Here is a 26,201-nt window from a genome sequence, read left to right on the forward strand (position 1 = left end):
GTGCGGTAAGTTGGCCCAAAACGATAATGTTCAGCCCGAATGGTATTATAAGTAAGTCCAGAGGCAATAATGTCTAAATCACCACTTTCGAGGCGAGAGAACATATCTGTAAGATTAAAAAAAGGCACCATCTCGAGCTCTACGCCAACATAATCGGCAAACTCTTGTGCTAATTCGTACTCAAAACCCTGCACACCTTGCGGTGCTTGATAGTAATTACTCGCGCCGGCTAAGGTGCCGACTCTTATCTTATTCTGTGCTTTGATATGAGCAAGTTGTGATGGTTGTTGTTGCATATCGCATGCACACAACATGAGCACAAGCGTAAATATAGCGAGTATTTTTTGCATAAATTAGAAATGCCCCTTAAACCATTACGTTACCGTTATAGCAAAACTTCACTGCCACGTCACTTCGCATATAGTTTTATATCTCTATTTAAAAATTAATAACTGTAATAGTAGCGGTAATAGATAAGTCATACAGAACAACAGCCTGCGGGAAAATAAAGAGTACTAAGATAGTTAATTGTTGCAACCATAATCGCGGTTATGAAGATTATTTAAATAAAAGCGCAATTTTGAGTTAAATCTAGACGTTATTTGCACTATAATACGCGCCTAAAATATCGTTCAATCCCTAACCCCGGATGAAAATACCTATGTTGATCCTTCGTGGTGCACCAGCACTTTCCGATTTTAGAGTTCAGAAAATTTTAGCGCGTTGCCAACAGGCACAACTTCCAGTCACTAACGTTTATGCTGAGTTCATGCATTTTGCTGATCTTACTGCTGAGCTTTCAGCTGATGAGCAAACAAAGCTTGAAAAGCTGCTTACTTATGGTCCAACGATTGCAGAGCACAGCCCTGCAGGCACGTTAATTCTTGTAACGCCGCGTCCTGGCACTATCTCGCCTTGGGCATCAAAAGCAACCGACATCGCACACAACTGTGGCTTAAGCCAAGTTCACCGTGTTGAACGTGGTATTGCATACTACGTTGAAGGTAATCTATCAGCTGAGCAAACAGCTGAAGTAGCAGCGTTATTACACGACCGTATGACTGAAGCAACGCATGCGGATATGGCTGATGCAGCTAAATTATTCCGCCACGATGAACCGCGTCCAATGTCATCAGTTGACATTTTAGGTGGTGGCCGTGAAGCACTTGCTAAAGCCAATGTTGAGCAAGGTTTTGCGCTTGCAGATGACGAAATCGATTACTTGGTAGAAAATTTCCAAAAGTTAGGGCGTAACCCGAACGACATCGAATTATTTATGTTTGCACAAGCAAACTCTGAGCATTGTCGTCATAAAATCTTTAATGCTGACTGGACAATTGATGGCATCGAACAGCCAAAATCATTGTTCAAAATGATCAAAAACACTTACGAGCAACACCCTGAAAATGTGTTATCTGCATACAAAGATAACGCAGCGGTAATGAAGGGCTCAGTAGCGGGTCGTTTCTTCCCGAACAGTGAAGGCGAGTACGCATACCATCAAGAAAACATCGAAATCTTGATGAAAGTTGAAACTCACAACCACCCAACAGCGATTGCGCCATTTTCGGGTGCATCAACAGGTTCTGGTGGTGAGATTCGTGACGAAGGTGCTACAGGTCGTGGTTCTAAACCAAAAGCTGGTTTAGTGGGCTTCACTGTATCTAACCTTCGTATTCCTGGTTACGAGCAACCATGGGAAACCGACTTTGGTAAGCCTGGTCGTATCGTTAATGCACTAGATATCATGACTGAAGGTCCATTAGGTGGCGCGGCATTCAATAACGAATTTGGTCGTCCTAACTTACTTGGTTACTTCCGTACCTACGAAGAAAAAGTATCAAGCCACAACGGTGAAGAAGTACGTGGTTACCACAAGCCAATTATGCTTGCAGGTGGTTTAGGTAATATTCGTTCTGAACATGTTCAAAAAGGTGAAATCCCAGTTGGTGCAAAACTTATCGCACTAGGTGGTCCGGCAATGAACATCGGCCTTGGTGGTGGTGCTGCGTCTAGTATGACATCAGGTCAATCGAACGAAGATTTAGACTTTGCGTCGGTACAACGTGAAAACCCAGAAATGGAACGTCGTTGTCAGGAAGTTATCGACAAATGTTGGCAGTTAGGTGATGCAAACCCAATCGCTTTCATTCACGATGTGGGTGCAGGTGGTCTTTCAAACGCATTCCCTGAGCTTGTAGACGACGGTGGTCGTGGTGGTAAATTCCAACTTCGTGATATTCCAAACGATGAGCCGGGTATGGCACCACACGAAATTTGGTGTAACGAATCTCAAGAGCGTTACGTATTAGCAGTTGCAGCTGAAGACTTCGCGCGCTTTGAAGCAATCTGTAAACGTGAACGTGCACAATACGCGGTTATCGGTGAAGCAACAGAAGAGCGCCACTTAACGGTTGAAGATAGCCACTTTGGTAACAACCCTGTTGATCTACCGCTTGATGTTTTACTTGGTAAAGCACCAAAAATGCACCGCGAAGTTGAGTCTAAAAAAGCACAATCACAACCATTAGACGTTGCAAACATTGATGCTGCAGATGCTGCACAACGTTTATTACGCTTACCAACGATTGCTGAAAAAACATTCTTAATCACCATTGGTGACCGTACCGTAACGGGTTTAGTTGCTCGTGACCAAATGGTAGGTCCTTGGCAGGTGCCAGTAGCAAACTGTGCGGTAACAGCCGCTGCGTTTGATACTTACCACGGTGAAGCAATGTCACTAGGTGAACGTACACCAGCTGCACTGTTAAACTATGGAGCTTCTGCTCGTTTAGCTGTGGCTGAGTCATTAACGAACATCGCGTGTGCTAACATAGGTGGCCTTGAAAATATCAAGCTATCTGCAAACTGGATGGCTGCAGCTGGTCACCCTGGTGAAGATGCAGGTCTTTACGAAGCTGTTAAAGCGGTAGGTGAAGAGCTTTGTCCGGCACTTGGCTTAACAATCCCTGTGGGTAAAGACTCAATGTCGATGAAAACTCAATGGGATGAAAACGGTGAGCAAAAATCGGTTACTGCACCATTATCACTAATCATCACTGCCTTTGGTCGTGTTGAAGATGTGCGTAAAACAGTAACGCCACAGCTACGCACTGATAAAGGTGAGTCATCACTATTATTAGTTGATTTAGGTGCGGGTCAAAACCGTATGGGTGCATCAAGCCTTGCACAGGTTTATAAGCAATTAGGTGATGTAACACCTGATGTTGATAGCCCTGAGTTATTAAAAGGTTTCTATGAAGCAATGCAAGCGCTTGTTGCTGATAACAAGTTACTTGCCTACCATGACCGTTCAGACGGTGGTTTATTCACAACTATCGCTGAAATGGCATTTGCTGGTCACACGGGTGTTACTGTTGACCTTGCAGGCCTTACAGGTTCAGACATCGAAGCGCTTTATAATGAAGAGCTAGGTGCGGTTATCCAAGTGGCAAACGCTGATTTAGATGCAGTTAAAGCCGTTCTTGCTGATCACGGCTTAGCAGCTATCAGCCATGAAATTGGTGCATTAAACGCTGATGACCGTGTGGTATTCACTCGTGGTGATGATGTGGTGCTTAACCACACGCGTACTGAGCTTCGCACTATTTGGGCTGAAACAACTTACCAAATGCAAGCACGTCGCGATAACCCAGAGTGTGCTAAGCAAGAATTTGACGCTAAGTTTGATGCAAAAGACCCAGGTCTTAACGTAAAACTAAGCTTTGACTTAAACGAAGACGTTGCTGCGCCTTACATTGCAACTGGTGCGAAGCCGAAAATGGCGATTCTACGTGAGCAAGGTGTTAACTCTCATTTAGAAATGGCTGCGGCATTTAACCGTGCTGGCTTTGCAGCGGTTGACGTACACATGAGTGACATCCTTGAAGGTCGTTTAACACTTGAGCAATTTAAAGGCTTAGTGGCATGTGGTGGCTTCTCTTACGGTGACGTATTAGGCGCAGGTGAAGGCTGGGCTAAGTCAATCTTATTTAATGAGATGGCGCGTGAGCAGTTCCAAAGCTTCTTCCACCGCGAAGATACATTCAGCCTAGGTGTGTGTAATGGCTGTCAAATGCTTTCAACATTGAAAGAGTTGATCCCAGGCACTGAGCACTGGCCACGTTTTGTAACCAACAAGTCAGAGCGCTTTGAAGCTCGCTTTAGCCTTGTAGAAGTGCAAGAAAACCCATCAGTATTCTTTAACGGTATGGCTGGTTCTCGTATGCCTATCGCTGTTTCTCATGGTGAAGGTCATGCTGAATTCGCTAACAGCGATGCAGTTAAAGCTGCGCTTGAGTCAGGCACTGTGGCAGTGAAGTTTGTTGATAACTACGGTAACCCAACAACGCAATACCCAGCTAACCCGAACGGCTCGCCGGAAGGTATCACAGGTATTACCTCTACTGATGGTCGTGCCACGGTTATGATGCCGCACCCAGAGCGTGTATTCCGTACTGTTGCTAACTCATGGCACCCAGATGAGTGGACAGAGGATAGCCCATGGATGCGTATGTTCCGCAACGCACGTAAAAACGTTGGCTAAAACTTAGCTATATACCTAGCTATACAAGCTAGGTTCATACAAACCGTTTAAACTAAAAAGGCTGCACTATTAAGTGCAGCCTTTTTGTTTATAATGGTGCTAGTAAGTGTAAGTTCAAAGGCAAGGAGAGTTTTTTGAGTTTTAAGCGGGTAAGCGTAGGGTTGCTAGGTATCGTGCTAAGCATGCTGCTGTTGGCGTATCTGTTCAGGCTACCACTGACATCGTGGTACTTAACGCCTATGCTTAGTAAAAATGGCGCTGAGCTTCACTGCATTGATTGGTCATTGACCAGCCAGCTTGATTTAAATATCGAGAAATTATGCTTAACTTATCAAGGGCAGCAAATAGAGTTAGCTGGCATCCTTGCTAACAAGCAACAGGTTAGGGTTTCTCGCGCTAATCTCATCGTTAGCGACCTTGCAAATAAACAACAACCAGAATCAGCACAGACTGAATTTAAAAAGCTCGCTTTAGTATTACCAGAGCAAAGACCGCTAATAAGCATTGAGCAGCTTGATGTAGTCTCACCTTTTACCGATAGCCCTGTTAGGTTGGCAATACAAGAAAAACGCTTAAACCATTTTACGATTTCACGTGATCTTAATGCAGATGTTGAAATATCTAATTATGAAATAAAAGCCGATCTTACCCTTGATGAGCAAGTAGCTAGGCGGTTCATAACATTGCCACAAAGTAGCCATTTTGGCACTCAATCGCAGGTTAAGTTTGATGGTATTACGGTTGCAATTGAAAGCACCATCAATGCAAGTTATCAGCATGCTCTAGCGCAATGCGACCTAGGTTTTACCACCGAAGGGCAACTGAGTGCGAAGTATCAATTAAACCAACAGCATTTATATGCGGATTTATCAGCTTTACAAAATCAACTTAGCGCAAACCAAGCGTGTTTAAGCATCATCACAGACCAACAGCATCAATCATTTATTGAAGCGCAGCTACCGCTTACTTGGCAGTTACACATTGACAAACCAGTTAGTGTAGAAGCCGAGCAGCTATCAGTCCCAATCGTAAAACTGCTAGCAACTGAAGGGCAAAGTGAAGTGACAGTCAATAATACGACCTTTTCTTTACAGGATCCGCTCGCATCACTTAATAGCCAAGTTAGTATTGATTTTAACAGTAAAGATATTGATGAGCTAAAGCTCAATGCGCATTTGCATGAAAGTGACGTTAGCGCTGATTTTCAACTGTCACTTGAATCACTCCCTGCATTTTTAGATTTTCAGGCTGACGGTGCTCTGGTTGAGGGTATTGGGGCTAAAGGAAAGCTAAATATCGATGAGTTATTTTCTAGCCCGATAGCTGCTAGATTGAACGCAAATGTCAGTGTTAAAAACGCGCTTATATCGGGTGCTCAGATAGCTGACTTTACCAGCACGATTGAGGCTGAGCATAATGCCGAGCAACACTTAATTGTTAAAGCCAACAGTAAGGTTAAATCATTGAATTATAATGATATTAACGCAGCAAAAATCAGTAATGAGCTAACCCTTAGTACAGATCTCAGTGTGGGGGAATTATTTGCTGATATTGATGCCAAAACCACGGCTGCTAAATTATCAACACCTGAACTTACTTTAAATAAGTTGTCTGTCGTTACAAATGCCCTACAAAGCCGCGCTTTGCAGGCAACGCATCATGTGTTTGCAGATGGCTTTGAAGCGCTTGTTAGCCATCATATGTCTAAGGTTGCGCACCCATTTGAATTGGTGATACCTGAGCAGGCAGTATCCAAGCTTAATCCGATAATTGCTCAGTTTGAGCCCCTTGCAACCATCACTGATGGGCTGGTTTCAGGGATTATTAAAGGTGATGTAAATCTTCAGCAAGCAGAAGGTAGTGTTCACATTAATAAGCTCAGTGCGCTTTATAATGACTACCTAGCAAATGATTTTGCCGTGGATTTGGATGGGACGTTTAATTCAGGGCAGCTTAATATTGCAGCGACTAAATTTACACTCAATGAACTGCGCGCAGGTGCTGTGGTCAAAAATATGCAGGGTCAGTTGCAGGTAACGGCTAATCAGCCTTGCGCAGCTGATCTAACCGGTCAGGTTATGGGCGGCAAATTTGTGGTGAATAAATACTGCCCACTGAGTGACAACCAAACCGCGACCGTTAAGTTTGAAAATATTGATGCCAGCAAATTGGTCACCCTTGATGCCGAGTCTGGAATTAGTTTAAGCGGGCGCTTAGCGGGCACCTTACCTGTTGTTATAAGCAAACAGGGCATAGAGGTAAAGCAAGGGCAGCTAGTTAATCAAGGTGATGGTAAATTACTGATCACTAATAATGCGGGTTTTGAAGCTGTAAAAGCGCAGCAACAGGAGCTGAGTACAACGCTGAGTTTACTCGAGAATTTAGATATTAAAAAACTACGCAGCAGTGTTAACCTCAAACCAGATGGTTGGTTACATTTAGGTGTTAATTTAGAAGGTTATAATGAAGCGCAGCAGCAAGCAGTGAACTTTAATTATAACCATGAAGAGAATGTATTTACTTTACTTAGAGCGCTGCGTTTAAGTGATGAAATTACTCAAAAAGTTGAGAAAGAGTATGCAAAAAAAGGAAGCAATGATGGCTAAGTGGTTAGTAATGCTGACGGCAGTAGGCATGCTGAGTGCCTGTACTCACCGTGTTGAGGTGGCAGCAAAAGAGCCGATTACAATCAACTTAAATGTAAAAGTTGACCATGAGATCCGCGTAAAAGTGGATAAAGAACTTGATACCTTATTCAGTGATGACAGCGAATTATTCTAAGGAGCACACATGCGTAAATTACAACTTAAAAAACTAAATGTGATCACCTTGATCAGTGCTGTTTGTTTCTCTTTTTCTGCGTGGGCTATTAGCCTTGATGACGCAAAAAGCCAAGGATTAGTGGGTGAAGATAGTTCAGGCTATTTAGGTTTAGTGGTTAATAATAGTGAAGCAAAAGCAGTCGTTGATGAAATTAATGCAAAGCGCAAAGAGCAGTACTTAAAGCTAGCGAAAAAGAATAACCTTTCGTTAGCGCAGGTAGAAGCACTTGCAGCTGCTAAAACTATCGAGAAAACTAAGCCGGGTCACTACATTGAAGTGAACGGTGAGTGGGTAAAAAAATAACTCACTAAGTTAAATTAGAAAAGCCAGCATTGCTGGCTTTTTATCTTTATAACGCCGACAGGCGTCAGCGTTTATCGATGCAGCTTTGTAATAGCTGCTGCCAAAAGTCGATGCCTTTACGTCTTGCAAGTTTAATGTTGTGCTCTGGGATAGACTCAGGTTCATTGTAGTTATCTAACGCTTCGCTCATACTGGCTTCACGGATCAAATGTAGTGTTGGATAAGGTGCGCGGTTAGTATAGTTTGCAGCATCGCTGTCATCGCTATCGGCAAACACATAGTCAGGATGAAAGTTAGCTATTTGATACTTACCCTCATAACCTTGCGCAGCTAAAAGTGCATTAGCTAAATCGACTAAATCTAAAAACTCTTCAAAATCCTTAAAGCCTTGCTCAAACATCAACAGGGTTGTTTCACGCTGTGCTTGTTGGTCTAACTCGCTACACTGCTCAAGCATATCCATTACCGCATCATCAAGTGTAATAGACTGGCTGATTTGATAATGAATGCAATTGCTTTCAACTTCTTTGCGGGCAAACGGGCAGAAATTGTATTTCACGATTACACTTGATACCCATTCGCGCATTTGCTTTTCTGGGCGATTCATCACTTGCTTTGAAGTCACGTTATTTCTCTATTCTATGTCTCTATTTTACTTTTCTAAGTAAAGCTCAATTAAATTAACCGTTTTACTGATAGCACCTTGATTATTAGCCACGCATTTTGCAGCTTGTTGACCAAGCTTTATGGTCTTTTCTGCATCATTACTCAAAGCGATAAGCGTATCAGCAAGTTGGTTTTCATCAGTGACAATTTTAGCTCCTTGAGCACTAATAAGCTCAGGGTATATATGGTCAAAGTTATAGGTATGAGGGCCTGCTAATACGCCAACCGAAAACGCTGCTGACTCTAACGGATTATGGCCGCCTCGCTCTATTAAACTACCGCCAATATAGCTGATGTTTGCCACTCCATATAAGCATTGTAGCTCGCCTAACGTATCCGCTAGCACAACTTGCTGGTTGTTATAGTTATCTGCACTGCGACGGCTAAAGCTCATATCTGAGTTTTTTAATATCTCCGCGACTTTATCAAATTGCTCGGGGTGACGCGGAGCAATAATCAAAAGAGCGTTGGGCAAGGCTTTTAACAGCTTTTTATGAGCACTTACAATAAGCTCATGTTCAACAGGGTGAGTGGAACCTGCAACCCAGATAAAGCGCTCGTTGTTATACTGATTTTTAAGTGCTGCGACTTTATTTAATTGCTCATCTGTCGGCGTGATATCAAATTTAATTGAGCCAAACACGCGAGCCTTTTCAGGTTTTAAACCTAGTTCAATAAAACGTTTGGCATCATCTTGATTATGACTAGCAAGGTCGCTAATTGATTGCATGATCAGCTTAGTTAATGGCATCACCTTTTGATAGCCTTGCTGTGATTTAGCTGAAAGCCGGGCATTTAAAACAAGTACTTTTGTGCCGTAGTTGTTGCTTTGAGCCATAAGGTTAGGCCACAGCTCTGTTTCTAAAATACACAGTACCTTTGGCTTGATACGCTTTAAAAAACGCTGTGTAGCGAAGAAAAAATCAATCGGTAAATAACAGCAGCTAACAGTATCGTTAAAGTTGTTTTTTATTTGCTCGCGGCCAGTTGGGGTATTGCAGGTTACTAAAATCGTAAGCGCAGGGTGTTTGGATTGAACTGCCTTAATAAGCGGGGTTGCCGCTAGCACTTCACCTACAGAGGCACAATGAAAAACAATATCGTGGCGCGATAAATCTGTATAGCCAAAGCGTTCAGCAAAATGCATTCGGTAGCCTTGGTTTTTCTTACCTCGCAAAACATATAAGTAAAAAACAATCAGCGGACTCAAAATGTATAGGAGTAAAGAATATATAATACGCGCCATTGGTTAGCCTATATGAATAAAACCCTATGATAGCGTGGAACATACGCTATCTAAATATAAAATGTTAAAAAGGGTTATCTATGAGAGTTTTAAGTGTTTAGTTTCAGGTAATTTGGTAGTATTTCGATTACTTATTAAATAAACGAAGCAGTTATGAAATTTAAAATGATAAAAGCCTCGGTAGTAGGTGCTCTCTTAAGTTGCGCTATGCCTTTATATGCAACACCCACCGCTTATTTACCTGTTGGCATGGACGCACAGCTTGATCATCAATTAGATACTTTGTTTGCACTAACAATTGGCACTCCTATGGCTAAACCATATCGTTTAGCAGAAGTCGAGAAAGCACTTCTTGTACTTGAAAAGGAAGAGCCTGGGTTAGCTGCTGCTATTCGTTCAAAAATAAAGCCATATCAAAGTGATGATGCAGTGACTCGTGTCGGTGTAAAACTACAAGTTGATACGGATAATGCAAAGAAAATAGCGAATCAAAGAGGCCTAAGCTCGGATGAATGGGGGCAAGGTTTTTTTGAAGGTATTTGGCGTGCTAATGATTATACCTTGGTACAAGTGGGTGTAGATTACCGAGCCAAAGCTAATAAATTTGTAAATTATAATTCGTTTATAAGTTTTGCTGGCGAAGATTTACAGTTAAATCTTGGTTATAAAGAACACTGGTTCTCGCCGTTTAAACATTCTGCGCAGATTATTTCTACCAATGCTAAAACAGCACCTTCGATTTCATTGGGTATGGTAAAACCAGCCCACAATTGGTGGAATTTTGATTTTGAGCTTTATTATTCTGAGCTTGAGCATGTCGATAATGGTATTCTTTATCAAAATGAGCTCCATAGCGGCACACCAAAGCTCGCTGGGACGCATTTTAGTATTGAGCCGCTTGATGGTTGGAAGCTGGGCCTTAATCGTATGATGCAGTTTGGTGGGGGCCCCCGCAAAGTCGATGTTGGTGATGTGGTCGATGCATTTTTTGATCCTGCGGGTAATGACAACTCAGGGCTCACTGGTAGTAAAGATAATGAGTTAGGTGACCAATACGTAACAATTACCAGTACGGTGAATTTTAATTGGGGAATGCCAGTTGAACTTTACTTTGAATATGGTGGTGAAGACACAAAAGACCACAAAAACTACCAATTTGGTAATACTGTTAGCAATTTTGGCTTCTTCTTGCCAAAACTGAGTAATACAATGTCGCTTAGGTATGAATATACCAACATGCACAGCCTGTGGTACGTCAATGAGATTTATCCAGTATATGGTAATACAGTGGGTGGTTTTGTAACGGGTCATTATGCGGCTGATCAACGTTATACTGAGTTACATGCCAATGGTGTTGCGAGGGTTTATGCAGATGCGCCACCGACGCAAGTGCACAGCATGGAGTTAACTTATAGTGAAAACTACCGTTCACTTTGGCGCAGTAAGCTCACACTGATAGAAAACGAAAGTAATTACCTAAATGAGTGGGGTCAAACGACCGGAGACTATGAGCGTGCCGTTGAACTGCAATTAAGCAATACACGCCAATTAAACGAGCATACATTAGAGACAACTCTTACCTATGGCGAAGATGTATTTGGCGATAACTATACGTGGTTATCTGTTGCCTATTTTTGGTAAGTAAGCCGTTAATACTTTTTAAGGAATTTATATGTCTAATCTTGATTCTGTAGCGGCAAGCTACCTCGAAAGTTTAAATCGCCATCAAATGTTGTTTGAAACGATGGAGACCTACCACCCAGAAGTGATGCAATTACTTGAAGCATGTCACAGTGCTTTACAAGCGGGTGGCAAAGTCATTTGGTTTGGTAACGGCGGAAGTGCGGCAGATGCACAGCACTTAGCTGCTGAGTTTGTGGTGCGTTATAAATTAGAGCGCGGTCCACTTGCTTCAATCGCACTGACTACTGATACCTCAATTTTAACAGCGCACAGCAATGACTATCACTTTGATACTGTATTTGAGCGCCAAGTTCAGGCCCTGTGTAAGCCCGATGATTTGGTTATTGGCTTAACCACCTCGGGTACTAGCCCTAATATTAATTTAGCGCTTGCTGCTGCTAATGAAATCGGCGCTTTTACCGTAGCATTAACAGGCCGAGATGGTGGCAAAGTAAAAGACATCGCTAAGTTACCTATTATTATTAAAAATGATGAAACCGCACGTATTCAAGAAGCCCACATGTTCATCGGGCATTGGCTATGTGAAGCCATCGATATGGTTGTAGCGGAGCAAAAGTAATGGATTTAGCGTTACTAAAAAACCTTTCAAAGGCACGTATTTTAGTTGTTGGTGATGTCATGCTAGATAGATACTGGCATGGCGACTCTGGGCGAATTTCACCTGAAGCACCAGTCCCGGTTGTGAAAGTGAGTAAATTTGAAGACAAAGCCGGTGGTGCAGCAAACGTCGCAAAAAATATTGCTCGTTTAGACGGTAAAGTTGGCCTATTAGGTTTAGTCGGTGAAGATGAAAGCGGGCAAATTCTTGAAACCATCTTAAGTTCAGAAAAAATTGATTCGCAACTTGTAAGTGTGTGTGACTTACCGACAATTTCTAAAATGCGTGTTATTAGTCGTCATCAGCAAGTTGTTCGTTTAGACCTTGAAGAAACCTTCACTGAGCAGCACAGTCAATTATTACTTAATCGCCTAGAGCTAGTATTGGATGATTATGACTTTGTGTTGTTCTCTGATTACAACAAAGGCTCACTGAGCTTAATTCAACAAATGGTTCAGGTTGCAAAGAAAGCAGGCAAAACAGTGCTTATTGACCCTAAATCATCAGACTTAAGCTTATACCGTGGTGCTGACTATATTACGCCTAACCTAAATGAGTTTAAGCTTGCTGGTGGTTTGACGGACTCTGAGCAAAACTTGACTGACAGTGCTCGTAAATTAATTAGTGAAGCGGGCATAGCTGCGATGCTATTAACGCGCTCAGAGCATGGTATGTCGTTAATTAGTCAGACAGAAAAACATGATTTTGCAGCCCAACAGCTTGAAGTAAGCGATGTAACCGGTGCCGGCGATACTGTAATTGCGACATTAGCAGTGATGCTAGGCGCTGGTATGGCAGCAAAAGATGCGGTTGAAATTGCCAACCTTGCAGCAGGTATTGCTGTAAGCAAGCTTGGAGCTGCCACTGTTTCGCCTGAAGAACTCAGCCGTAAGCTTGGTCAATATTTACAGCAAACTGGCGAGCATTATCAAACACCGTTTGAAGATGTACTTCAGCATATTGAGTTTGCCAAACAAAATGGTGAAAAAATTGTTTTCACTAATGGCTGTTTTGATATTCTTCATGCAGGTCACGTGCGCTACCTTGCACAGGCAAAAGCTCGTGGTGACAGGCTTGTTGTTGGCTTAAATAATGACGAGTCTATCACTCGCTTAAAAGGCCCACAAAGACCAATTAATCCGCTCGATGAACGTGCCATGGTTTTAAGTGCGCTGGCGTCTGTTGACTGGGTTATTCCATTTGGTAGCGTTGAAGAGAATGACACGCCAGCTAAGCTCATTGAGCAAATTAGCCCCGATGTACTAGTAAAAGGCGGCGATTACACTGTTGACCAAATTGCCGGAGCTGATCATGTATTACGCCATGGCGGTAAAGTCGAAGTGCTTGAGTTTCTTAATGGTTGCTCAACATCTAACGTAATTAGCAAGATTAAGTCTTAAGCAAAGCTTGGTAGTCACATATTAGTGACTGCCAATCACTTTGTCGCCAATGCATCTGTTCGTTACGTCCTTGCTCTTTTGCAAATGAACGAGCAAGGCGTTTAATATTCTCTGTTTGCCAGCTAGGGTGCGGCTTTTTGATTTCACCGCGGTCAAAGTCGATGATAAACACCTTACCTGTATCATCGAACAAGATGTTATTGATGTTTAAATCTGCGTGGTATACCCCGTGATTGTGAAAATCGCTGAGGGTGGCTGCAATCGCTTTGAGTTCAGAGTGACTTAGTGGGCGAGTGATTAAAATATCTAACACACTTTTTGCGCCTGTCACTGCCTCGGTGATGATATCGCCCCGATAGATAAAGCCGCTGGTTTTAATTTTGGCCCCAATCGGTGTGGGCACATTCAGGCCAAGCTCACGCAGACGCATCATTAGTGTAAATTCTTTATAAACTCGGGTTTGTTTTAAGCCAAAATATAGGTACTGATCGCTGAGTAGCTTACCAACGAGTCCTCCTCGCCAATAGTGGCGCAGAACACCTGTGAGCTGTTGATGTTTAAAAAACCACGCTGTTGCGCGGCCTTTTTTTGCGCCAACTATTTTTTCTTGTTGTTGCCAGTAGCTGGCATCGAACCACTGTTGCGTGAGCTCATCTTTGTAGTCAGGGTGACACAAAAGGGTGGTGTTTTGTAGATGCTGAGTTTCGAACATAACAACTTCAAGATTAAATAGAATTAGCGCTATCTTACCGTATTTTTAGCTTTTCGCATAAGTGCTTGCATTAGCATCAAGTTAATTTAAGATCGCATATTATTTGCTGTAGCTAAGGGCGCACGTGACTCAATCAACCTCCTATTCAGATATTTGTATTTTAAGGCTTTCGGCTATTGGTGATGTATGTCACGCCGTATCCGCAGTGCAAGCAATTCAAAAGGCACATCCGAAGGCAAAAATTACCTGGGTGATAGGTAAAGTTGAGGCTATGTTGTTGGCTGATTTACCGGGCGTTGAATTTGTTGTATTTGATAAAAAACAGGGTAAACAGGCCTATCAGCAACTAAAAGATACTTTCAAAGGTCGTAAATTTGATGTGCTCTTACACATGCAAGTAGCACTAAGAGCAAATTTAGCAGCTCGTTGTATTCCGGCAAAAGTCAAAGTAGGGTTTGATTGGGCTCGTTCAAAAGAGTTACATAGTTTATTCATTAATAAGCGTATTGCCCCGCAATCTGAGGCACATGTCCTTGAGGGCTTTAAGGGCTTTGCTCAAGCAATTGGTGTACCTGACTATGCGCCTCACTGGCAAATGCCAATCACAGATGAACATCAACAAGCTGCTGATGCCTTATTGGGTGAAGAACGTTTAGCTGGGCGTATTTTTGTTATCTCACCTGCGGCAAGTAAAAAAGAGCGTAATTGGTTGCCCGAGCGTTATGCGGCACTTGCAGAGCATGCTTATCAGCAAGGTTTTTCGGTGGTTATCACAGGAGGACCAACACCTTTAGAAATAGAGTTGTCTGAACAAATAATTTCGCAAACGAATGCGCCTGTGCTTAACTTAGTAGGTAAAACTAAGCTTAAAGAGTTGTTGTGTGTATTAAAGCGCGCTTCTTTAGTTTTAGCTCCTGATACGGGACCTGCACACATGGCTGTAACTGTTGGTATACCTGTAATAGGTTTGTATGCCCATTCAAACCCGAAACGTACAGGTCCATACTTGTATCTAGATTACGTGGTTGAGGTGTACCACCAAAACTTACGTGAACAAACAGGCAAAACAGCTCAAGAGCTACCTTGGGGAACACGCGTTAAAGGAGCTGATTTAATGACGCAAATAAGCATTGATGAGGTTATAGCTATGTTTAACCGTGTTGTAGATAAAGAGCAATTGTCATGAGTAAAGTACTGTTTTTAGACCGCGATGGTGTGGTTAATGCTGATCACGGTTATGTATATAAACCGGATGAGTTTGAGTTTTTACCCGGTGTGTTTGATGCGTGCAAAAAGTTTATTGATGCAGGTTATGAAATTGTCATTGTGACTAATCAGTCAGGTATTGGGCGTGGCTACTATTCAGAACAAGACTTTTTAAACCTTACAGACTGGATGAAAGCTGAGTTTATGCGTCATGACGTGCCAATTCTTGATGTGTACTTTTGCCCGCATCATCCGACTAAAGCAGAGCCTGCCTATTTACAGGATTGTCATTGTCGTAAGCCTGCTCCAGGCATGCTGTTACAAGCCATTGAAGAGCATAGTATTACTCCCTCACAAAGTATTATGGTCGGCGATAAGCTGGGCGACTTAATTGCAGCAGAAAGAGTGCAAATCGCGACCCGTGTGCTGGTTCGTTCAGGGCAAAGTTATGCTGAATCAACAGAACAACATGCTGATTACGTATGTGAGTCTTTAGCTGATTTACCTGCTTTAATTTTACAGTCTTAGCAGGTAAGACCAGTTTTATTTCTTTAGCCTCAAGGTTTGCGACGAACTGCAAACAGTGCAATTGTTCGTCTAAGCTTTTACAATAGGCGCAAATTTTACAGTCATGCTAATCATTTCTGGTTAGATACAAGAATATTTGGAGATTACAGATGAGAGCATCTGCGTTTTTTAATCAGCTGCAACAGCAAATCGACGAAGTAAAAGCTGAAGGTTTATACAAAAGTGAACGTGTTATTACATCGCAGCAGCAAGCTCAAATTGAAGTTGCCTCAGGTGATAAGGTAATCAATTTTTGTGCGAACAACTATTTAGGTTTAGCCAATAGCCCTGAGCTGATCAAAGCCGCGCAACAAGGTTTAGATGACCATGGTTTTGGTGTTGCTTCTGTGCGTTTTATTTGTGGTACTCAAGATATTCATAAAACATTAGAGCAAAAGATTTCTGAGTTTTTAGAAACCGAAGATACGATTCTTTACTCATCTTGTTTTGATGCAAACGCTGGTTTATTCGAAACAATTCTCGGCCCAGATGATGCAATTATCTCTGATGCGCTAAACCACGCCTCAATTATTGATGGTGTTCGCCTTTGTAAAGCAAAGCGCTTCCGTTACGCTAATAACGACATGAGCGACCTTGAAAAGCAACTTATTGCTGCTGATGAAGCGGGTGCTAAAACAAAACTAATCGCAACTGACGGCGTTTTCTCAATGGACGGTGTGATTTGTAATCTTAAAGCGGTTTGTGACCTTGCTGACAAATACGATGCCTTAGTTATGGTTGATGACTCTCACGCTGTTGGTTTTGTCGGTGAAAATGGTAAAGGTACGCCGGAGTACTGTGGTGTTCTAGACCGTGTTGATATCATCACAGGTACACTTGGTAAAGCACTTGGTGGCGCATCAGGCGGTTACACATCTGGTAAAAAAGAAATTGTAGAGTGGTTACGTCAGCGTTCTCGTCCTTATCTTTTCTCAAACTCACTTGCGCCATCAATTGTTACTGCATCGATTAAAGTACTTGAGATGCTAAGCAATGGCGGTGAGTTACGCGCAAAACTTTGGGATAACGCAAAATATTTCCGTGAACAAATGGAAGCGGCAGGATTTACCTGTGCAGGTAAAGACCATGCAATTATCCCAGTTATGTTAGGCGATGCAAAAGTCGCTTCTATGATGGCAGACAAATTACTTGCCGAAGGTATTTATGTAACAGGTTTCTCATTCCCTGTTGTACCTAAAGGCCAAGCACGTATCCGTACGCAGATCTCTGCGGCGCATACAAAAGAGCAATTAGATACCGCTATTGCTGCCTTTACCCGTATTGGTAAAGAAATGGGTGTTATCTAATTTTATTTCCTAAACCGAAGCTTTTGCTTCGGTTTTGTTTAATTGAGTGTAAATCATGAAAGCATTATCTAAATTAAAAGCAGAACCAGGGATCTGGATGACTGATGCGCCAAAGCCTGAAGTTGGCCATAACGATCTGCTTATTAAAATCCGCAAAACAGCAATTTGTGGAACAGATGTCCATATTTATAAATGGGATGAGTGGGCACAAAATACAATTCCAACTCCTATGGTTGTTGGCCACGAGTATGTTGGTGAAGTAATTGATATGGGTCAGGAAGTACGTGGTTTCCAAGTAGGTGACCGTGTATCTGGCGAAGGCCATATTACTTGTGGTCATTGCCGTAACTGCCGTGCTGGTCGTGTGCATTTATGTCGTAATACAACTGGTGTTGGTGTTAATCGTGAAGGCGCATTTGCAGAATACCTTGTGATCCCTGCTTTTAATGCATTTAAAATTCCAGATAATATCTCAGATGAATTAGCCTCAATTTTTGACCCATTTGGTAATGCAGTTCACACCGCATTGTCGTTCGATTTAGTGGGTGAAGATGTATTAATTACAGGTGCAGGCCCAATTGGTATCATGGCAGCTGCGGTTGCTAAACATGTTGGTGCGCGTCATGTAGTTATCACAGACGTAAACGAATACCGCCTAGATTTAGCACGTAAAATGGGTGCGACTCGTGCAGTAAATGTAGCAAATGAAAAGCTTGAAGATGTAATGAAAGAGCTTGGCATGACAGAAGGCTTTGATATTGGTCTTGAAATGTCAGGCGTACCCGTTGCATTTAATAGCATGCTAAATAACATGAACCACGGCGGAAAAATCGCTATGCTAGGTATTCCACCTTCAGATATGGCGGTTGATTGGAACCAAGTTATTTTTAAAGGCCTTATCATTAAAGGTATTTATGGTCGCGAAATGTTTGAAACTTGGTATAAGATGGCGAGTCTAATTCAGTCTGGTCTTGATCTTAACCCAATTATCACGCATCAATTTTCGGTAGATGACTTCCAAAAAGGCTTTGATACAATGATTTCAGGCCAGTCTGGTAAAGTTATCCTGAATTGGGATTAAATGAAGGTCTAAAAGCCTCAAAATTAAGGCGGCTTTAGGCCGCCTTTTTAGTTTAGAGAGTATTATGTCGTATAAACATATTTCAGTTAGCGAAACCTTTTCGCTGTTAGAAAAAGACGATGTCGTGATTGCCGATATTCGCGATCCGAATTCATTTCAAAGCGGACATATTCCAGGCGCTGAGCATTTATCGAATGCAAATATCAGCGAGTTTATGATGAACAAAGAGTTTGATCAGCCAATCGTCATTGTTTGTTATCATGGAGTTAGTTCTCAAGGTGCTGCGAGCTATTTAGTTGAACAAGGCTTTGAAGATGTTTACAGCATGGATGGTGGCTTTACTGCGTGGCAAACGCAACTTCCGGAGCATATAGAACGATGATTGAACTGGGCAGCATAAATAATCCGCGCGCCGCACAAGGCTTTATTGACTACATTAAAAGTAAAGGATTACAAGGTGAGCTGCGCTCGCAAGATGGACAAACTGTGATTATTTGTGTTGCTCCAGAGCATTTTCATCAAGCTCAACCTTTATGGCAAGAGTTTGCTGAAAATCCCAACGATGAAAAGTACTTACAAGCTTCATGGCAGGTAGGAAGTACACAATCGCCGTTATCATATCAAGGCCAATCACTTGATTTAAAAGCGCGATTTAAGGCTTTAAGTTGGCTTAATCGTACCGTAACCTTAGTATCTATAGTCATCTTTGTTGCTTTTCTGATGGGCGGCTTTGAAACTATTTATGGCATGCTCCAATTTAACCCTGCCAAGCCAATTACTTGGCTTACTCCTGCCATTGTGCATTTTAGCTCTATACATCTTATTTTTAATTTGATCTGGTGGATGACGCTGGGTAACGATATTGAAAAGCGCAGCGGTAAATTAACCTTAGTAGGGTTATTTTTAGTTACGGCGTTTATTAGTAATTGGGCGCAGTTTTTACTTGTCGGGCCTAACTTTGGTGGCTTAAGCGGCGTTGTGTATGGTTTGCTTGGGTTTTGCTGGATTTATAGTGCAATGCGCCCTAACGAACCACCTTTAGTCAGCAATAGTATTGTTGGTTTTATGTTGGTTTGGCTTATTCTAGGCTTTGTAGATATGTTGCCAGTGAGTATGGCGAATTGGGCTCACTTAGCAGGTTTGCTGGCTGGTATGGCATATGCGGTGTCTGATAAGCTGCTTACACGTAAATAAAAAAGGCGGTTAAACCGCCTTTTTTATTAAACAAACTATTAATGGTACAAATACTTAGTAAATAACACTTCTCTGACAATTTCTTGGCCAGTTTCTTGTTTAAGTAGTGACTTTAATTTTGCAGTACAGCGTTTTCTGATTTCTTCTCGACCAGTAAGCGATTTAATGTTTTCTTCAGGCTCTTTTGAGAGTATTTCAACAATCGCATCACGCAGTAGAGGGGTGTGATGTTCAACAACGCTGATATCGGCTGTATCATTTAGCATAAGGTCAACGGTAATGCGCACGTAGCCTAGCTTCTTATTACCTTGGCCTATGTAGTTGGTGATGATATCAGGCTCAAAACCAAAGTAGCCAACTTTTGACTCAGCCTGTGCAGACAGACTGGTCATTGCGCCAATTAGTAGCATACTGACTAAGTAAATTGATAACACTGATGTTTTCATAATTAAAAATATTCCACCCTTTCAATGGTTTTAGTCTATACCCAAATTCGCTTGAGATACAGGCTGTTCTGTGATTTTTAACCGTGCTTGAGATTAAATCATGACTTTTGCCAAACGTGCAGCAGTGATATCATTTGCACGGTTTTTAAAAATAATGAGTCGTTGTGATCACATTCCCAGTTTCATTAGCTGCAAATTGGCAGCCTGCTTCAGCATTTCCAGATTTGACGCAACAACAGCAAGGTTGGCTGCTTGAAGCCGGTTCATTAACAGCTAAGCTCAAAAGTCACTGTCAGGCTTTTTCAGTTGAGGTACTAAACGAAGCGCCTTTTGATTTAACTGCCGAGCAACAAGCGCTACTAAATACCTCTTTAAGTCAGGCATTAAACCGCGAGGTGCTATTATTGTGCGATGGTAAACCTATGGTTTATGCGCAGAGTTGGCTACCAGCAGACGATACTTTAAAGAAACAGCAGTTGTTAAATATGGGGACGAGGCCGCTTGGCGATGTTATTTTTCAAGACCCCAGCTTGCAGCGAACAGAAATCGAGGTGGCTGAATTTTCTCAGCAGCATACTATTCAAGCGTTAACAGCTCACCTTGGCTTACCGTCAAATTCATTGTGGGGCCGACGCAGCGTGTTCGCATTATCAAATGCTCACTTTCTTGTGGCTGAAGTGTTCTTACCTGAGGCATATATCTACTTATGAAATTAGCTGCATTACATCGCGCAAACATTCCTTATTACAAACAACTGATGCGAACGGATAAGCCAATCGGTACTTTGTTGCTATTGTGGCCAACATATTGGGCTTTATGGCTTGCTAATCAAGGCACGCCTAGTTTGTTAAATTTTGTAGTGTTTAGCTTAGGTGTCTTTGTGATGCGAAGTGCAGGTTGTGTGATCAATGACTTTGCCGATCGTAAAATCGATGGTTCAGTAAAGCGAACTGCTCAGCGCCCTCTGGCTGCAGGACTGGTTTCTAGTGCAGAGGCAATGAGTTTGTTTGTGTTACTTATTGCAGTGGCATTCGGATTGGTTATGTTACTTAGCTGGTCAACTATTTTGCTTTCATTTGGTGCTTTAGCACTGGCGTTTTGTTACCCATTTATGAAGCGTTATACCCAATTACCGCAAGTAGTGCTTGGTGCTGCATTTAGTTGGGCAATTCCGATGGCCTATATGGCATCAATTGGTTCAGTACCATTAGAAGCCTGGCTACTATTTACCGCTAATCTTGTTTGGACTGTGGCTTATGACACCATGTATGCCATGGTTGATAGAGATGACGATTTAAAAATAGGGGTTAAGTCAACGGCAATCTTGTTTGCCAGCTATGACAGACACATCATCTTTTTACTCAATGCCTTATTTATCGCGATTCTTGTTTTCATCGGCATGAGTAACCATCTTGGTTTGCCTTATTGGTTGGGTTTAGTGGCAGCGGTTGGGTTTTTACTTTATCAACAAATGCTTATTCATAAACGAGAGCGAGATCCTTGCTTCAAAGCATTTTTGAATAATCACTATGTGGGGTTAGTGATTTTTATCGGTTTAGCAGCATCCTTGCCACTGCCATTTTAATTATCTAGGTGGGTCGATAATGCCGCTGATCGAGGCATTTTTTCTGAACCAACCCGCAATAGAGTAGCGAACATCATTTGCGGGTAATACCTCATGCATAAAGCGTTCGCTTTCAAACATTACCAGCATGCCAGCTTGAGGTTTTACGACAATCTCGATATCTTTACTTTTCGGCTTGTAAATCACCAACTCACCGCCAGATTCTGGCGTATTTAAGTAACAAACTGTTGTGAAAATACGGTTCGAACGGCCTTTGAAGGCATCATAGTGCTTTTTATAAAAGTCACCTTGTTGATACTTTGCATAATGGCATTCGTAGTCAAATAACCCTAAATAAAAACTACGATTTAACTGCGTTTTTATTGCTTCCATGGTCGCCAGATAAGTAATTTGTGCTTGGCTTGAACTATCAAACCAAAAGGTCTTATCTTTACGGACATTTTTATCAATTTGTTGGTCGTTTAAACGACCAATACCCGCTGTGTGAAAATGCGGATTTATACGATAGCAGTCGGCGATTAAATCATTGATTAATGTTTCATCAATCGCGTTTTCAACAATAGCATAACCAGCTTGTTCAATTGCATCTAAATAAGTGTCAGAAATCAGCTGAGCGTTCATTTATATACACAATAAAAAAAAGGTGCGTAAGTGTATCTGAAAAATAATGCGATGCACGCTTTTTATGCAATAAATAAGTGATCAGTAAAAGACGGGAGAGCTAGCCTGTTTAATTCAGGCTAGCAGATATAAGAGACGACTAGTGCTGGCTTGCTAAGGCCATTTTTTCAATAAGATCAAGCAAGTGACTTACATGAGAGTTGTCGTTGATTTTTTGGTTTGTTTGTATAACAAGCTGCTCTTGAGCAACACCTTTGTTGGTTTTTAAAAGCTGTAAGGCAGGATCAGAAGCAACATTGTTTGCGTGTTCAATGCTAGCTATTGCAATATGGTTCGATCGTTTTAGTCCTTCCATAACTTGTTCAATACTACCTACTTTAACACTGGCTGACTTATCGAATGAATCAATGGCGTCGTTTAGCATCTGTTGTACTTGTTTCGATTGTGAAAAGCAGCTGTACATAGGGTAGTCGGCAAAATCGCGTTTGCTGATATCACTCTTATTCGCTAATGGATGATCTTTAGCAACAAATAAAATCAGTTGGTCAGGTAAATGGATATCGCTTCCTATACTATTCATTGCTTGCGAACAAACACTAATATCAATTTCACCAAGCTGTAGCTTACGCATTAGCTCGCTTTGCTCTTGTAGTTGCATCTCGATTTTTACATGTGGATACTGCGCTAAAAATTGCCCGCAAGATACAGGAACGACAGCACTGGCTTTATTAGTGTAACCAATAACAAGCTTTTCGCTTGCGCAGCCATTTAGTGATTCGAAAAGATGTTGTTTTGTTTCTTCTAGATTGTCGAGGGTTTGTTGCGCATATTCTAAGAAAATTTCACCTTCTTTGGTTAACTTAACGGAGCGGGTTGAGCGAGTTACCAGCTCATAACCAATTTCGTCTTCAAGAGTTTGAATACTCCGGGTTAACGCTGAAGTGCTTATTTGTGTTTTTTCAGCAGCTTGGCGAAAATGCCTTAATACGCCTAATGCTACAAACTGTTCAAGTTGTTCAAATCTCACTTTATATAGTCCCTTGTTATAAGTAAGCCCTACATCCAGGCAATATAATTATAATCTACAGTGGCATAGTAAATTATAGTACCTGTTTTGGGAAGTTCGTTTTACAGAAAAGTTACATCTAGTCAGGGTAACGATCTTTAATCTCAAGGAAAAGTGGTAAATTTTCAAGTAACAAGTCAACAAGATTTGGATCAAAATGTTTCGAACGTTGCTCTTTTATCAATGACAGTGCTTCATCTAAGGGCCAAGCAAGCTTGTAGCAACGGTCGCTACATAGCGCATCAAACACATCGGCAAGGGCGGTTATGCGACCAACAATGTTGATTTCATTGCCAATTAAACCTTGCGGATAACCTGAACCATCCCATTTTTCGTGATGCTGATATGAAATCAAAGCGCCGCAAGTCAGAATTTCGTTACTTGAATTTTTTAAAATTTCGTAACCCACTTCTGCATGAGTTTGCATTATTTTCCATTCTTCATCAGTTAATTTACCTGGCTTATTTAAAATGCTATCAGGAATACTAATTTTACCAATGTCATGTAGTGGTGAAGCGAGCTTGATAATTTCACATTGAAATGGACTGAGTTGTGATAGTTTTGCAAGTAATTCACTATATAAAGCAACGCGCTTAACATGGGAGCCTGTTTCTTTAGAGCGTTTTTCAACGGCTTCACCTAAAATGTAAGACAACTCTTTTTGTGATTCTTTAACCATTTCTCTAAGCTTAAGGTTGTCGTAGGCTAGGGCAATATTATTCGCGTAAAACTCTAATAGTTGATGATCGGTTGTTTGCAGTTTACTTCCTTTATGAACATATAACATGGTCTCAAGACCTGCTTTTGTCGGAAAGTAACCAATATAGTCGGTGCTCGTTTTTAATGATGATTTACGCTCATGGGCGTCAATAAATAAACTTTTCACCTCATCTGGAATAGTATTTTGATTCGGCGTTGGCCCAACTCCCGACGCGGCTAATAGTTGAAAATCTTTCGCCGGTGAGGACTGAAAATTAACTGCTGCAGCGCAATAGATTTGTGCGTCATTAATTCCCATTACATTCGTGACGTGACTTAAAATAGTGGATGCAAATTCGTTAACACTATCGCATTTTAAGAAATTCGCAGACGCATTAATAATTTGCTCTAGGCCACTTTTATGGCGATCAATAATTTGTATATCGCGATGCCCTCTGAGTGCAGAATAAAGAAGCGTCTTAATTTTTATAGCCGTTAGTTCGGTTTTATTCTTGTAATCGTTTATATCATAATCACGGATAATCGACTCTTCAGGTGCCTCTCCAGGCTGACCTGTACGCAGAATTAAGCGAATATCATGGTTTTCTATTTCATCGCGAATGTATTGAATAAGCTCAAGACCTGCATGGTTTGTTTCCATGACAACATCGACAAGCGCGACTGAAAAAGGAATATTTTGCTTTAATAACTCTTTTGCTTCGGCTGCTGAATAGGCGTCATAAAAGCGCAGACCTTTATTTTCGAAAGTGAAGCCAGCTAGCACTAATTTCGTAACTTGGTGAATATCTTCTTCATCGTCAACAACAAGAACATGCCAACATTCTGATTCATCAATAGGAACGTTATTTTCTTCTAGCTGCTCATCAGAAAATAAAAAATCTTCCACAAACACACCACTTATTGTTGCATCTCGTAACAATAAGTATAGAGGCAGAAATTTACTCTGCCTTATCAGCTACTGGTTTTTTTTCGATATTTTTTAATTCGATTTCGATGGCATCGCATGAAATGTGGATCTCATACAAAGAGGTTAAAAGTGACATCGCTAAGCAAGCTAGGCTAATCCCAAATAAGATGATGCCTGTGGTATTAAATTCTATAAATAAAGCGAACATTGATAAGGTGCACATTAAAAATGAGGCAACGCCGTATACTTGCATCACTCTTATTAACTTAATGCGCTTTCTTAAGTTGGTAATTTGTGCGACAACAAGAGGGCGAATACTTTCCCCTTCGCGCGCATTCAGTTCACGAATAAGTTGGGCGAGCACCAAAAAACGATTGGTGTAAGCGAGTAAAAGTAAAGAAATCGCAGGAAATAGTAGTCCTGGTGTCGTTAATGTCATGTAGTTACCTTGAAATAAGCATTGCGGCAAAGCTTTTGTAGTTTAGGTTTTATATTTAGAAAAGTAAAAGAGAAGTAATTTGCAAAATAAGAAATTAAATCAAACCGCTAGCTCTGAACCGTTCAAATGGGTACGAGTATTTCAGGCTGAAAACAGTCTTGAAGCGAATATTATTAAAGGGCTGTTAAACAGTAAAGGTATTGAGTGTCAGTTACAAGGTGAGCTCTTACAAGGGGCATTGGGAGAGATACCCTTTGAACAGACGGGAGTTGATATGCTTGTTTACGCATTAAAAGAGCGCCAGGCGCAAGAAATATTGTTAAACTATCAGCAAGTAAAACAATCGGCTCCTGATTGGGTGTGCCCAAAGTGTCAAGAGCTTAACGGATCAACATTTGAACTTTGTTGGTCTTGCGGGACTGTTAAAAATGACGAAAGCGAATAATTTTCAACGCATTAGAGAATTAAACTATTTACAAAAAGCAGTATTAGGTGGTGCTTTGTTAGAACGCATGCTGCCTAATTACAGTTTATTCTGTGAAGCCACAGGGTTTGGTGATGCTGCGGTTTTTCGTAGTGCTTTGAATGTTTGTTGGGAGAAGATTTTACTGCCAAAAAGTAAAATTAGCCTCGAAAAACAAATCGAAAAAATAGAGCCTAATGTGCCTGAACTAACTGATTTTGATATGTTTGGCACTTACCCTGCTATTGATACAGCAACAGCTTTACTGGGCATGTTACACGGCTTAATGGCAAAAGATGACCAAGAGTTTTTGAACATTAGTAAAATTTCACAGGCATCGGTGGCACGTTACATTGAATATCAACTTACCGTTGATGGTGAAGTAGCTGACAATAAAGCAGTTCGTGAACACCCATTAATGCAATATGAAATTGAAGTACTGGCTGAGTTAATTGATTTTGTAGAGCAAATGGGCCGAATTAGCTCTGAAAACGTAAAAGAACTCAAACAGCTTGCGGTATCAGACGGTCAAACCAACATTGGTATTGCAATTTAATATTCAGTAATGCGTATTTTCACTGTAAAATACGCGTTTATTTTT

At 41.5% G+C, this 26,201-nt stretch carries 26 protein-coding genes; 17 read left to right on the top strand and 9 right to left on the bottom strand.

Annotated features, from left to right (window positions below):
• On the bottom strand, nucleotides 1–350 hold a 350-nt coding region (locus L1267_RS14960), incomplete at its 3' end, for a transporter substrate-binding domain-containing protein (RefSeq protein ID WP_235383299.1).
• 311 nt (nucleotides 351–661) lie between these two features.
• Between L1267_RS14960 and purL the strand changes: the two genes are divergently transcribed.
• The 4 genes from purL to L1267_RS14980 all read left to right on the top strand — a co-directional run bounded on the left by purL (nucleotide 662) and on the right by L1267_RS14980 (nucleotide 7,672).
• A complete protein-coding gene (gene purL, locus L1267_RS14965) occupies nucleotides 662–4,546 on the top strand; it encodes a phosphoribosylformylglycinamidine synthase (protein WP_235383300.1) in 3,885 nt (1,294 codons plus the stop codon).
• 134 nt (nucleotides 4,547–4,680) lie between these two features.
• Nucleotides 4,681–7,152, top strand: a complete 2,472-nt coding sequence (locus tag L1267_RS14970) for an intermembrane phospholipid transport protein YdbH family protein (RefSeq protein WP_235383301.1) — start codon at nucleotides 4,681–4,683, stop codon at nucleotides 7,150–7,152.
• Nucleotides 7,145–7,327 carry a YnbE family lipoprotein gene (locus L1267_RS14975; protein ID WP_054551055.1) on the top strand — a complete coding sequence of 61 codons (183 nt, stop codon included), beginning with the start codon at nucleotides 7,145–7,147 and terminating at the stop codon, nucleotides 7,325–7,327. Before L1267_RS14970 ends, L1267_RS14975 begins: the two co-directional genes overlap by 8 nt.
• A 9-nt stretch (nucleotides 7,328–7,336) precedes the next feature.
• Nucleotides 7,337–7,672 (top strand): YdbL family protein, encoded by a 336-nt coding sequence (locus tag L1267_RS14980; RefSeq protein ID WP_135926091.1) that lies wholly within the window; start codon nucleotides 7,337–7,339, stop codon nucleotides 7,670–7,672.
• Between the two features lie 64 nt (nucleotides 7,673–7,736).
• On the opposite strand, the gene L1267_RS14985 is transcribed toward L1267_RS14980, so the two are convergent.
• Together L1267_RS14985 and waaA are read right to left on the bottom strand one after the other, a co-directional pair.
• A complete protein-coding gene (locus L1267_RS14985) occupies nucleotides 7,737–8,279 on the bottom strand; it encodes a DUF1415 domain-containing protein (RefSeq protein WP_135926315.1) in 543 nt (180 codons plus the stop codon).
• A 45-nt stretch (nucleotides 8,280–8,324) separates the two neighbouring features.
• Nucleotides 8,325–9,584 carry a lipid IV(A) 3-deoxy-D-manno-octulosonic acid transferase gene (gene waaA / locus L1267_RS14990; protein WP_235383302.1) on the bottom strand — a complete coding sequence of 420 codons (1,260 nt, stop codon included), beginning with the start codon at nucleotides 9,582–9,584 and terminating at the stop codon, nucleotides 8,325–8,327.
• 153 nt (nucleotides 9,585–9,737) lie between these two features.
• Here waaA and L1267_RS14995 point away from each other — a divergent pair, with 153 nt between their 5' ends.
• Genes L1267_RS14995 through hldE form a run of 3 tightly spaced genes read left to right on the top strand, consistent with a single transcriptional unit; the run spans nucleotide 9,738 to nucleotide 13,286 of the window.
• Nucleotides 9,738–11,225 (top strand): capsule assembly Wzi family protein, encoded by a 1,488-nt coding sequence (locus L1267_RS14995; protein WP_138557232.1) that lies wholly within the window; start codon nucleotides 9,738–9,740, stop codon nucleotides 11,223–11,225.
• Nucleotides 11,226–11,256: 31 nt separating this feature from the next.
• Nucleotides 11,257–11,847 carry a D-sedoheptulose-7-phosphate isomerase gene (locus tag L1267_RS15000; RefSeq protein ID WP_135926088.1) on the top strand — a complete coding sequence of 197 codons (591 nt, stop codon included), beginning with the start codon at nucleotides 11,257–11,259 and terminating at the stop codon, nucleotides 11,845–11,847.
• Nucleotides 11,847–13,286, top strand: coding sequence for a bifunctional D-glycero-beta-D-manno-heptose-7-phosphate kinase/D-glycero-beta-D-manno-heptose 1-phosphate adenylyltransferase HldE (gene hldE / locus L1267_RS15005; RefSeq protein ID WP_199526333.1), 1,440 nt, complete (start codon nucleotides 11,847–11,849; stop codon nucleotides 13,284–13,286). Before L1267_RS15000 ends, hldE begins: the two co-directional genes overlap by 1 nt.
• Here hldE and L1267_RS15010 read toward each other — a convergent pair.
• A complete protein-coding gene (locus L1267_RS15010) occupies nucleotides 13,276–13,998 on the bottom strand; it encodes a 3-deoxy-D-manno-octulosonic acid kinase (RefSeq protein ID WP_235383303.1) in 723 nt (240 codons plus the stop codon). The genes hldE and L1267_RS15010 overlap by 11 nt on opposite strands.
• Nucleotides 13,999–14,122: 124 nt before the next feature.
• Between L1267_RS15010 and L1267_RS15015 the strand changes: the two genes are divergently transcribed.
• From L1267_RS15015 to glpG, 6 genes are all read left to right on the top strand, one after another.
• Nucleotides 14,123–15,184 (top strand): glycosyltransferase family 9 protein, encoded by a 1,062-nt coding sequence (locus L1267_RS15015; protein WP_138557233.1) that lies wholly within the window; start codon nucleotides 14,123–14,125, stop codon nucleotides 15,182–15,184.
• Nucleotides 15,181–15,732, top strand: coding sequence for a D-glycero-beta-D-manno-heptose 1,7-bisphosphate 7-phosphatase (gmhB, locus tag L1267_RS15020; protein WP_235383304.1), 552 nt, complete (start codon nucleotides 15,181–15,183; stop codon nucleotides 15,730–15,732). The genes L1267_RS15015 and gmhB overlap by 4 nt, the downstream gene beginning before the upstream one ends.
• 149 nt (nucleotides 15,733–15,881) lie before the next feature.
• Nucleotides 15,882–17,078, top strand: coding sequence for a glycine C-acetyltransferase (locus L1267_RS15025; protein WP_135926083.1), 1,197 nt, complete (start codon nucleotides 15,882–15,884; stop codon nucleotides 17,076–17,078).
• 55 nt (nucleotides 17,079–17,133) lie between these two features.
• Nucleotides 17,134–18,159 carry an L-threonine 3-dehydrogenase gene (tdh, locus tag L1267_RS15030; protein WP_135926082.1) on the top strand — a complete coding sequence of 342 codons (1,026 nt, stop codon included), beginning with the start codon at nucleotides 17,134–17,136 and terminating at the stop codon, nucleotides 18,157–18,159.
• A gap of 64 nt (nucleotides 18,160–18,223) precedes the next feature.
• The gene (glpE, locus tag L1267_RS15035) at nucleotides 18,224–18,541 is read left to right on the top strand and encodes a thiosulfate sulfurtransferase GlpE (protein ID WP_235383305.1); all 318 of its coding nucleotides are present in this window, start codon (nucleotides 18,224–18,226) and stop codon (nucleotides 18,539–18,541) included.
• Nucleotides 18,538–19,353, top strand: a complete 816-nt coding sequence (gene glpG, locus L1267_RS15040) for a rhomboid family intramembrane serine protease GlpG (RefSeq protein ID WP_235383315.1) — start codon at nucleotides 18,538–18,540, stop codon at nucleotides 19,351–19,353. The genes glpE and glpG overlap by 4 nt, the downstream gene beginning before the upstream one ends.
• Nucleotides 19,354–19,391: 38 nt before the next feature.
• On the opposite strand, the gene L1267_RS15045 is transcribed toward glpG, so the two are convergent.
• On the bottom strand, nucleotides 19,392–19,763 hold the full coding sequence (locus tag L1267_RS15045; protein WP_235383316.1) for a flagellar basal body-associated protein FliL: 372 nt from the start codon (nucleotides 19,761–19,763) through the stop codon (nucleotides 19,392–19,394).
• A gap of 200 nt (nucleotides 19,764–19,963) precedes the next feature.
• On the opposite strand from L1267_RS15045, the gene L1267_RS15050 reads away from it, so the two are divergent.
• Nucleotides 19,964–20,509 (top strand): chorismate--pyruvate lyase family protein, encoded by a 546-nt coding sequence (locus L1267_RS15050; RefSeq protein WP_235383306.1) that lies wholly within the window; start codon nucleotides 19,964–19,966, stop codon nucleotides 20,507–20,509.
• Complete coding sequence (gene ubiA / locus L1267_RS15055; protein WP_135926077.1) at nucleotides 20,506–21,384, top strand: 4-hydroxybenzoate octaprenyltransferase; 879 nt, start codon at nucleotides 20,506–20,508, stop codon at nucleotides 21,382–21,384. Before L1267_RS15050 ends, ubiA begins: the two co-directional genes overlap by 4 nt.
• On the opposite strand, the gene L1267_RS15060 is transcribed toward ubiA, so the two are convergent.
• The 4 genes from L1267_RS15060 to L1267_RS15075 form a co-directional block, all read right to left on the bottom strand.
• Complete coding sequence (locus L1267_RS15060) at nucleotides 21,385–22,005, bottom strand: 2OG-Fe(II) oxygenase (protein ID WP_135926076.1); 621 nt, start codon at nucleotides 22,003–22,005, stop codon at nucleotides 21,385–21,387.
• A 139-nt stretch (nucleotides 22,006–22,144) separates the two neighbouring features.
• Complete coding sequence (locus tag L1267_RS15065) at nucleotides 22,145–23,032, bottom strand: LysR family transcriptional regulator (RefSeq protein WP_135926075.1); 888 nt, start codon at nucleotides 23,030–23,032, stop codon at nucleotides 22,145–22,147.
• A 118-nt stretch (nucleotides 23,033–23,150) separates the two neighbouring features.
• A complete protein-coding gene (locus L1267_RS15070) occupies nucleotides 23,151–24,677 on the bottom strand; it encodes a DUF3369 domain-containing protein (protein ID WP_235383307.1) in 1,527 nt (508 codons plus the stop codon).
• A gap of 52 nt (nucleotides 24,678–24,729) precedes the next feature.
• Nucleotides 24,730–25,137: a DUF2721 domain-containing protein gene (locus L1267_RS15075; protein ID WP_135926073.1), complete on the bottom strand. Its 408-nt coding sequence runs from the start codon at nucleotides 25,135–25,137 to the stop codon at nucleotides 24,730–24,732.
• A gap of 79 nt (nucleotides 25,138–25,216) precedes the next feature.
• Between L1267_RS15075 and L1267_RS15080 the strand changes: the two genes are divergently transcribed.
• Both L1267_RS15080 and L1267_RS15085 read left to right on the top strand, forming a co-directional pair.
• Entirely contained in the window at nucleotides 25,217–25,582 is a 366-nt protein-coding gene (locus tag L1267_RS15080) for a putative signal transducing protein (protein WP_135926072.1), read from the top strand.
• Nucleotides 25,566–26,156, top strand: a complete 591-nt coding sequence (locus L1267_RS15085) for a YjaG family protein (RefSeq protein ID WP_135926071.1) — start codon at nucleotides 25,566–25,568, stop codon at nucleotides 26,154–26,156. The genes L1267_RS15080 and L1267_RS15085 overlap by 17 nt, the downstream gene beginning before the upstream one ends.
• Nucleotides 26,157–26,201 lie beyond the last annotated feature (45 nt).

It is taken from the genome of Pseudoalteromonas sp. OFAV1, assembly GCF_021532595.1.
In the GTDB taxonomy this organism is placed as follows: domain Bacteria; phylum Pseudomonadota; class Gammaproteobacteria; order Enterobacterales; family Alteromonadaceae; genus Pseudoalteromonas; species Pseudoalteromonas lipolytica_C.

What these genes read in the sequence shown, in the direction of transcription:
- L1267_RS15085 (WP_135926071.1), top strand. Translation starts at nt 25,566, where the DNA reads ATGACGAAAGCGAATAATTTTCAACGCATTAGAGAATTAAACTATTTA.
- L1267_RS14995 (WP_138557232.1), top strand. Translation starts at nt 9,738, where the DNA reads ATGAAATTTAAAATGATAAAAGCCTCGGTAGTAGGTGCTCTCTTAAGT.
- L1267_RS14975 (WP_054551055.1), top strand. Translation starts at nt 7,145, where the DNA reads ATGGCTAAGTGGTTAGTAATGCTGACGGCAGTAGGCATGCTGAGTGCC.
- gmhB (WP_235383304.1), top strand. Translation starts at nt 15,181, where the DNA reads ATGAGTAAAGTACTGTTTTTAGACCGCGATGGTGTGGTTAATGCTGAT.
- L1267_RS15075 (WP_135926073.1), bottom strand. Translation starts at nt 25,137, where the DNA reads ATGACATTAACGACACCAGGACTACTATTTCCTGCGATTTCTTTACTT.
- glpG (WP_235383315.1), top strand. Translation starts at nt 18,538, where the DNA reads ATGATTGAACTGGGCAGCATAAATAATCCGCGCGCCGCACAAGGCTTT.
- L1267_RS15045 (WP_235383316.1), bottom strand. Translation starts at nt 19,763, where the DNA reads ATGCTACTAATTGGCGCAATGACCAGTCTGTCTGCACAGGCTGAGTCA.
- L1267_RS15010 (WP_235383303.1), bottom strand. Translation starts at nt 13,998, where the DNA reads ATGTTCGAAACTCAGCATCTACAAAACACCACCCTTTTGTGTCACCCT.
- ubiA (WP_135926077.1), top strand. Translation starts at nt 20,506, where the DNA reads ATGAAATTAGCTGCATTACATCGCGCAAACATTCCTTATTACAAACAA.
- L1267_RS15000 (WP_135926088.1), top strand. Translation starts at nt 11,257, where the DNA reads ATGTCTAATCTTGATTCTGTAGCGGCAAGCTACCTCGAAAGTTTAAAT.
- L1267_RS15025 (WP_135926083.1), top strand. Translation starts at nt 15,882, where the DNA reads ATGAGAGCATCTGCGTTTTTTAATCAGCTGCAACAGCAAATCGACGAA.
- L1267_RS15060 (WP_135926076.1), bottom strand. Translation starts at nt 22,005, where the DNA reads ATGAACGCTCAGCTGATTTCTGACACTTATTTAGATGCAATTGAACAA.
- tdh (WP_135926082.1), top strand. Translation starts at nt 17,134, where the DNA reads ATGAAAGCATTATCTAAATTAAAAGCAGAACCAGGGATCTGGATGACT.
- hldE (WP_199526333.1), top strand. Translation starts at nt 11,847, where the DNA reads ATGGATTTAGCGTTACTAAAAAACCTTTCAAAGGCACGTATTTTAGTT.
- waaA (WP_235383302.1), bottom strand. Translation starts at nt 9,584, where the DNA reads ATGGCGCGTATTATATATTCTTTACTCCTATACATTTTGAGTCCGCTG.
- glpE (WP_235383305.1), top strand. Translation starts at nt 18,224, where the DNA reads ATGTCGTATAAACATATTTCAGTTAGCGAAACCTTTTCGCTGTTAGAA.
- L1267_RS14980 (WP_135926091.1), top strand. Translation starts at nt 7,337, where the DNA reads ATGCGTAAATTACAACTTAAAAAACTAAATGTGATCACCTTGATCAGT.
- L1267_RS14985 (WP_135926315.1), bottom strand. Translation starts at nt 8,279, where the DNA reads ATGAATCGCCCAGAAAAGCAAATGCGCGAATGGGTATCAAGTGTAATC.
- purL (WP_235383300.1), top strand. Translation starts at nt 662, where the DNA reads ATGTTGATCCTTCGTGGTGCACCAGCACTTTCCGATTTTAGAGTTCAG.